9 protein-coding genes are annotated in these 8309 nt (G+C 44.8%); all 9 read left to right on the top strand.

What is annotated here, in order from left to right:
• Positions 1-11: 11 nt before the first annotated feature.
• Positions 12-1583, top strand: coding sequence for a hypothetical protein (locus B3F51_RS05135; protein ID WP_286945867.1), 1572 nt, complete (start codon positions 12-14; stop codon positions 1581-1583).
• On the top strand, positions 1573-2901 hold the full coding sequence (locus tag B3F51_RS05140) for a Kelch repeat-containing protein (RefSeq protein ID WP_286945869.1): 1329 nt from the start codon (positions 1573-1575) through the stop codon (positions 2899-2901). Before B3F51_RS05135 ends, B3F51_RS05140 begins: the two co-directional genes overlap by 11 nt.
• Positions 2902-2965: 64 nt before the next feature.
• Positions 2966-3472, top strand: a complete 507-nt coding sequence (locus B3F51_RS05145; RefSeq protein WP_286945870.1) for a phage holin family protein — start codon at positions 2966-2968, stop codon at positions 3470-3472.
• A gap of 203 nt (positions 3473-3675) precedes the next feature.
• Positions 3676-3894 (top strand): SHOCT domain-containing protein, encoded by a 219-nt coding sequence (locus B3F51_RS05150; RefSeq protein WP_286945872.1) that lies wholly within the window; start codon positions 3676-3678, stop codon positions 3892-3894.
• A gap of 61 nt (positions 3895-3955) precedes the next feature.
• Positions 3956-5518, top strand: a complete 1563-nt coding sequence (locus tag B3F51_RS05155) for a recombinase family protein (RefSeq protein ID WP_286945874.1) — start codon at positions 3956-3958, stop codon at positions 5516-5518.
• A complete protein-coding gene (locus B3F51_RS05160; RefSeq protein WP_286945876.1) occupies positions 5519-5956 on the top strand; it encodes a recombinase in 438 nt (145 codons plus the stop codon).
• A complete protein-coding gene (locus tag B3F51_RS05165; protein ID WP_286945877.1) occupies positions 5943-7514 on the top strand; it encodes a recombinase family protein in 1572 nt (523 codons plus the stop codon). Before B3F51_RS05160 ends, B3F51_RS05165 begins: the two co-directional genes overlap by 14 nt.
• Positions 7515-7693: 179 nt before the next feature.
• Entirely contained in the window at positions 7694-7906 is a 213-nt protein-coding gene (locus B3F51_RS05170) for a helix-turn-helix domain-containing protein (RefSeq protein WP_148637646.1), read from the top strand.
• A 14-nt stretch (positions 7907-7920) separates the two neighbouring features.
• On the top strand, positions 7921-8309 hold a 389-nt coding region (locus tag B3F51_RS05175), incomplete at its 3' end, for a hypothetical protein (protein WP_286945879.1).

The raw sequence follows: 8309 nt of genomic DNA on the forward strand, positions 1-8309 counted from the left end.
GGGAGAATTTTATGAAGAATTATAAAGTGACCGTCAAAGAGAAGCATCTTTTTTATGATGAGATGATCGTGAGTCAATACGATCATTTGGTTCAGTGTTTGGTATTTGAGATTCCCAGAATGAATGATGGCCTGAATGTGGATGATTTTAATATTCATATCGAAACCGAACTTGGTCGTTTGACCGATCGGATTCTGATGATACCGGTAATCGATGGTGATTTTGTTCGTTTTATTTGGATACTGACCGCTACGACAACCCAGGCATCCGGGCTTTTGGCTTTTGAAATCCAGCTGGAAGGTAAATCAGATCCCGGCATCCCGGTCTGGCAAAGTGAAAAAGGATTGATCCGGATCAACCAATCAATTAAGGCTGATACACCCCAACCACCCATCGAACCATCACTCCTTTTGCAATGGGAGCAGCAAATGGTAAAACTGGGTGAAGACGCCCAATCGGTAATGGAAAAAGCCGATCATGCCAGCAGTGAAGCATTAACCGTTGTGGAGCGCGCCAATGCCGGGGAGTTTATTGGCGCAAAAGGCGATCCCGGCATTCCGGGTGATGCTGGTCTTCAAGGTCCAGTCGGTGAAAAAGGTGAACCTGGATTGGAAGGCCCCCAGGGACTACACGGTGAGATAGGCCCCCAGGGCGTTCCGGGAATTCAAGGCCCCAAAGGGGATCCGGGCGATGCTGGCCTTCAAGGCCCCGCTGGTGAAAAAGGTGATCCTGGGTTACAAGGCCCCCAAGGGATACCGGGAGAAAATGGTGCTCAAGGAGAACCGGGCTTGCCAGGGCCAAAAGGCGATCCCGGCATTGACGGACAACCAGGAGAACAAGGCCAAAAGGGCGACAAAGGAGACCCTGGAATCCAAGGTCTGCAAGGCGCAAAAGGAGATCAAGGACTTCAAGGGCTGCCGGGTCTCACCGGTGAAACTGGTCCTCAAGGCGAGCCAGGGATCCAAGGCCCGAAAGGTGACCAAGGCATTCAGGGAATCCAAGGCCCGCCCGGTGCTAAAGGAGATCAAGGGATTCAAGGCTTGCAGGGCTTGACAGGCGAAACGGGACCTCAGGGTGAGCCAGGGATTCAAGGTCCCAAGGGTGATAAAGGTGATTCTGGAATTCAAGGACTGCAGGGTCTGACGGGAGAAACGGGTCCTCAAGGTCCGAAAGGTAATCAGGGCGTTCAGGGAATCCAAGGTCTGCTCGGCGCAAAAGGGGATCAAGGGATCCAAGGACTGCAGGGTTTGACCGGTGAAACTGGACCTCAAGGGGAACCAGGCATTCAAGGTCCCAAAGGCGATCCGGGTGATCCCGGAATTCAGGGACCGATTGGCGAGCAAGGGATTCAAGGTATTTCTGGCGAAAAGGGCGATACTGGTGATGTAGGGCCGATTGGCCCAGCCGGTGCTGCAGGTTATTCCCCGGTCAAGGGGGTGGACTATTTTACTGAAGCTGATAAAGCCGCCTGGTTTGATCCTTTGGGAACACGGCTGGACGCAGCTGAATCTGCGATTGACTCCATCACAACCCAATTGGGTACCCTCAATGATCAATTGGAAGGAGCGTTAAATGGCAACTAAAACCTTAAGTGAAAATATTCAAACGGCCATCACCGATCTTTCCAATATTAAAACCGCACTGGTCGGTAAAGGTGTCACCATTCCATCGGGAACGCCTACTAATAGTTTTTCTGGACTAATCGATGGTCTGCTAATCGGCACCCCGGCCAGTGCGGAGTTTAATATTCATTTTGGGGATGTCGCTCCAGAAGATACGACAAAGCTGTGGGTCAAAAGCACTCCGGTTTCAGATATTAAACTTGATAGCGACATTTCCAGTGTCCTCAATGCGACTACCCGGGTGAATGATGTCCTTGATGCTGCCACCAATGAAATTGTCAGTGGTGTCGGGGGTTGTGCTGAGCGGGTTGGTAATCTGGTTTATCTCTTAGGGGGTTATACCATGAGTCCTAAGATCCTGACTTATAACCTGGATACCCTCGTAACCGTATCAACGGGTGTGGCGATGCCATCCAATTACTTTAGATATGCAGCTACGGGGCTGGTTGGCGATTTCATCTATTTATTGGGCGGTCTAAAGTATTCAACCATGTCACTGGACATCTACAAATATGATATCCTTGAAAAAACGATGACAAAGCTAGCGGTTGCCATTACTAATGATGGCAATCATGGCTGGCAGTCATTTGCCTATGCGACAGTTGGAATGCGAATCTATTTATTTGGTGGCTATAATTCAACCAGTTTTTCCAACTCCAATATTGTCACGAAAGCGTATTACTTTGATACGGTATCGCAGACATTTACAATGATTGCGGCGCCATCAAATCATTTTATTGAAGCTGGTACTGCAGTTATTGGGACGGACATTTATCTGATCGGCGGTCGCAATTCAAGCGGCACTGCAACAACACGGATTACTAAATATGATACCCTTCTTGATACCTATACGATCGTGGCATATTTACCTGCAGCATACACCAACTGTCGAGCCGCAGCTGTTGGGACGGATATTTATATTTATTGGGATAAAAGTATTTTTAAGCTGGATACCCTGACGAATACCCTTTCAACGGTTTCAAGCGGACTGGCCTGGGATTTTAATGGCGGCACCATTATTTCTTATGGCACCGACGTTTTTTATTTCTGCGGCAGTGGTGCTGCCAACCGGGTGATAAAAACCACTGCTGATGTCACCTTGGAATCGAACCATCTGCTGATTTCCAGTCTCACATCCGGTCATCGCATTGCACTCTTTAACCAGCATGGCATTGACATAAAACTCCCGGTATCCAACGTGTATAAAGGCGATGCCAACAACAAAGCTCAAAAGGTCGAAGCCTACTATTATAATAACGCCCAGTGGAATCTGATCTAAAACAATTGTGAAGCCTTCGGGCTTTTTTTAATAGAGAAAAATACATTTAAAGGAGAAACTAAAAATGGAATATCTTGATAAGATTAAATTAGTTGTCGTCGTGGCCTTTACTGCTCTTTCAGGCTGGCTAGGCATGTTGGCCGTACCGGTCATCTTGCTTTTTGTCCTGGCCACCTTTGATTATATCACCGGTTTAGCTGCAGCCAAGTATCGGGGCAATAAGATCTCGAGCTACAAAGGCTTTCAGGGCATTATGAAAAAGGTCTGCCTATTTTATCTCATCGCAGTGGGTGCGATCCTCGATTACACCTTACTTTACGCCAGTCAGTATATCGGGGTCGATGCTCGAGTTAATTTTGTCATCGCATCATTTGTGGCGGTGTGGCTGATCTGCAATGAGATCATCAGTATCTTAGAAAACATGAAGGATATGAATGTCAACTTTCCGCCGTTTCTGGAGAAGCTGACCCAGAATATCCGCACCCAGATGGAGAGTGAAACAGATATTGATAGTGGAAAGATAAAATCAGGGAATGAGGATAATGCCGATAAAACCGGATTGAAACAATAAAATTGGTCAAGGTATCACGCAACCGTGAGGGAATGTTTCAGCCGGATGCCGCAAAGGTTAAGTTAATAACAATATTCTAGCAGTGCCCACTAAGGAGTTTTTCCTGGTGGGCATTATTTTTTTGTCCGGGGGTTCGATTCGTATGGATTTTTCGCTTATCGGTAGAAGGAAACAGATTAATCCTTCGGATGGGAGGAACAACCATGCAGGTAACAAAAATCACAGATGATCAGCCGATACCGGTAGTTGCCATAAAAAGATTCACAAAAGAAGAAATTCAACGGGAATACGACTATTTTCTTGCCCAGAAAATACTGGAAACGCTGCTGGCGGAAGGGCTGATCACCAGGGGCGAATTCGATCAAACAACTGTATTGAACCGCAGGACATTCTTACCTTATTTAGCTGAGATAATGCCCTGAATTCGTTGCTATTAAAGGCTTTCAGAGGTAACATGTGACCTACGGAAGGTGAGGTGAGTTGATGAAAAAGATAACAAAAATCGAACAAAACAGGGATTTCAAGGGGAAGAAAAAAATTCAGGTTGCAGCGTATTGCCGGGTATCAACGGCAAGTGACGAACAGCTGGTCAGCCTGGAAAATCAGAAAGTCCACTATGAGCATTACATCAAGGCAAACGGGGACTGGGACTATGCTGGCATTTATTTCGACAAGGGTATCACTGGGACAAAGAAAGATAAAAGGGATGGGCTGCTATCCCTGATTGCTGACTGCGAGTGTGGAAAAGTTGATCTTGTGATCACAAAATCCATCAGCCGATTCTGTCGAAATACGACCGATTGTCTGGAACTGGTCAGAAAACTTCTGGATTTGGGCGTACATATCATTTTTGAAAAAGAGAACCTGAACACCGGCTCAATGGAGAGTGAGTTGATGCTTTCGATTTTGAGTAGTCTGGCTGAAAGTGAATCGGTGTCGATTTCTGAAAATGAGAAGTGGAGTGTCAGGAAGCGCTTTCAAAACGGGACGTTCATCATTTCCTATCCGCCTTATGGCTATCAGAATGAGGATGGGGCGATGGTCATTGTACCTGATCAGGCTGAAATAATTAGAGAAATCTTCGCATCCGCATTATCGGGAAAAGGGACTGGAGCCATTGCCGACGATTTGAACGCAAGAGCAGTCCCCGCTAAAAAAGGCGGAAAATGGACTTCAGCAACAATCTGGGGGATTATCCGGAATGAGAAGTATATGGGGGATGTGCTCTTTCAGAAAACATACACAGATGATCGTTTTAACCGGCATAAGAATTATGGCGATCAGGATCAGTATCTGGTGCAGGGACATCATGAAGCAATTGTCAGCCATGAGGTTTATGAAAAGGCCAATGCTGTGATGAAGCAGCGGGGTAGAGAAAAAGGGATCAGTGATCAGACTGAAAAATACCATAACCGGTATGGCTTTTCAGCAAAAATAAAATGTGGGGAATGCGGCAGTAATTACAAGCGCCGAATTAACTATAAACCCAGTGGTTCTGAAATTGCCTGGTGCTGCTCCAGACATATTGAAAATGCAGACGAATGCTCCATGAAGTATATTCTGGATGATCGGATAAAAGCCGCTTTTTTAACGATGATGAACAAGTTGATATTTGGACAAAAGCTTATCTTAAAACCGTTGGCAAACAGTCTCAAAGGCCAGAATGACAACAGTCGGTTTGAAAAAATTAATGAGCTTGAGATAAAACTGGAGAAAAATATCGAGCAGCGACAGGTACTGACAAATCTGATGGCAAGCGGTTATCTGGATCCGGCGCTTTTCAATAAGGAAAGCAATGAATTGAGTCGGCAGGGAGAATTATTGTGTGACGAAAAGGAAAACCTGATCCGCTTCATCGGCGGAGATATGTCTCGGACGGAGGAATTGAAGAAGCTGATAAAATTTGTCTCAAAAAGTGAAATGCTCACCCAATATGATGATGAATTGTTCCTTTCCTATGTGGAAAGAATAACGGTGTTGTCGCGAAAAGAGCTGGTTTTCGAACTGAAATGTGGGCTGAAATTGAGAGAAAGGCTAGTGAAATAGATGGGGCGAAGCATACCTTACGGTTACCGGATCGAAGATGGCCAGGCTGTAGTGGCTGAAGAACAGGCGGCCAGAATCAGAGAATTTTTTAATGTCTATATTTCCGGCATGGCACTGACTGTTGCTGCCGAAACAGCCGGATTAAAACTGCATCATGGCTGTGCAGGAAGGATGCTGCGGAACAAACGCTATCTGGGCGATGCGTATTATCCGGCAATCATTGATAAAGAGATCTTTGAAAAAGCAGAAGAAAAGCGCATGGTAAGAGCCAGATCACTGGGGAGAATTCGTGAGCTGAATGATCAGAAAATGCCGGAATGTTTGATGAAATTCAAGATGCCGAAAGTGATTGATAAATTTGCGGATCCTTTCAAACAGGCGGAATACGCCTACAGTCTGATCGAAAGTGAGGTGGCAGTAAGCGATGGAATTAAGTAGAAATGTAACGGTTATTCCCGCAAGAAGACGGGTGGGGAATACGGTCAATCAGCAGGCGAAACCGAAATTAAGGGTAGCCGCCTACTGTCGTGTTTCGACGGATAGCGAGGAGCAGGCGACCAGCTACGATGCCCAGGTGGCCCATTATACCCAGTTTATTGAAAAAAACAGTGAATGGGAACTGGCCGGAATTTTTGCAGACGATGGCATCAGCGGTACGAATACAAAAAAGCGTGAAGAGTTCAATCGCATGATTGAAGCGTGTATGACAGGAAGCATCGACATGATTATTACCAAGTCCATCAGCCGATTTGCCAGAAACACCCTTGACTGCTTAAAGTTCATTCGGGATCTTAAAGAGAAAAATATACCTGTTTTCTTTGAAAAAGAGAATATCAATACGATGGATTCCAAAGGGGAAGTGCTGCTTACCATTATGGCGAGTCTCGCCCAGCAGGAGAGCCAGTCGCTTTCACAGAATGTCAAAATGGGGCTTCAGTACCGCTACCAAAACGGCGAGGTGCAGGTCAACCACAACCGATTCCTTGGATATACCAAAGATGAAGATGGGAATTTGGTTATCGATTCAGTGGAAGCAGAAGTGGTAAAGAGAATCTACTGTGAATACCTACAAGGAGCAAGCCTTGCGCAGATTGGTAAAAGTCTAGAGGCAGATGGCATTCTTACAGCGGCAGGTAAAGCAAGGTGGAGGCCAGAAACTTTGAAGAAAATACTACAGAATGAGAAATATATAGGTGATGCACTTTTACAGAAAACCTACACGGTGGATTTCCTTACCAAAAAGCGAGTGAAGAATAACGGAATTGTTCCTCAGTATTATGTGGAAAACAGCCACGAAGCCATCATACCCCGCGACCTTTATATGCAGGTGCAGGAGGAAATGGTAAGGAGAGCGAATCTTCACAGCGGTGAGAACAGAAAGAAAAGAATCTACAGCAGTAAGTACGCATTATCTAGCATCGTTTACTGCCCAAGGTGCGGAGACATTTACCGGAGAATTGCATGGAACAATAGGGGGAAGCATTCCTTTGTGTGGAGATGTGTCAGCAGGGTGGAACATGGTCCAAGCTACTGTGATGCACAAACGGTTCAGGAAACGGAACTACAAGAGGCTGTTGTAAAAGCTATCAATATAGCACTTGGGGGCAAGGATGATATGCTTATAGCCTTGGAGCAGAACATTGCATCGGTACTTGCTTTGGAGGACGAAGGTTCTATGGAAAGCATCAATGCCAAACTGGAAGAATTGCAAAAGGAACTGCTGAAACGAGCCAATGCCAAAAAGGATTATAATGACCTTGCTGATGAGATAGACCGTCTGCGAGAATTAAAGCAGAATGCTATGGCAGAGAATGCGGAACGAGAAGGCTTGAAACAGCGAATTGCCGAGATGCAGGAGTTTCTTGCAGAACAGGTGGAGCAGATAGAGGAATATGATGAATCTCTTGTGAGACGAATGGTTGAAAAGGTAACAGTTTATGAGGAAAAATTCTCGGTGGAATTTAAGTCAGGCACAAGAGTTGATGTGAAAAGATAAAAGAATAGGTTACAGGAATTAGCACCTTGCAGAAATGCAGGGTGTTTTCTGTTGCGAAAACTTCGTTTATCTATTACGTTGGGGTAATTGGAATTAATTGAAATTTCCAAAAAATTGTAGTACAATAAGTTATCTGATTTGTGAAATAAGTTGAGAGCAAACAAGCAGAGGTGTAGAATATGATTAAAAATAATATAGAACTAGATGTTAAAGTTAAGTGTATAGAGAATGGAACCACACAGGCAAAAATAGCGGAAGACGTCAATACTACGAAATCCTATGTGAATCGTATCATCAAAAAACAGGATGGTGTGGTAAACAAGACATTTGTGCAGATGATGGAGGCTCTTGGATATGATATAGTACTGACTTATGTGAAAAGAGAAGGGTAAGGTGGTGGATTACGGTGGAACTATTATTAAATGATGTATTGAATTTGACAGCGGCAGAAATAGATAATAGCAGAATCGAGTTGAATATGACGGAAGGTTCTGGAGGTATTGCATACATTGATAAGTGGTTATCTCTGGGGCAGGATGAAAAGGATAGTGGCATCACTGACTGTTCTTACTGGGGATGGTATGGAAATAAAAAGAATTTTAATATTGGACAGACAGTATTTAGCTTTATTAAAATGTCTTATGATGAGTGGCTCTTCATTTCTGCAGCTGAAATAGTAGATGTCCCTGTTGGTAGCAGAGCGAGAGTAAAAATTATTAAACGACTTATACCGCTGTTTGGACGGCTAGTTATGAAATATAAAAAAGGCAACACTGGAATTGTCAATAATAGTTC

Origin of the sequence: Acetobacterium sp. UBA5834, assembly GCF_002435675.1 — a bacterium.
GTDB lineage: Bacteria > Bacillota > Clostridia > Eubacteriales > Eubacteriaceae > Acetobacterium > Acetobacterium wieringae.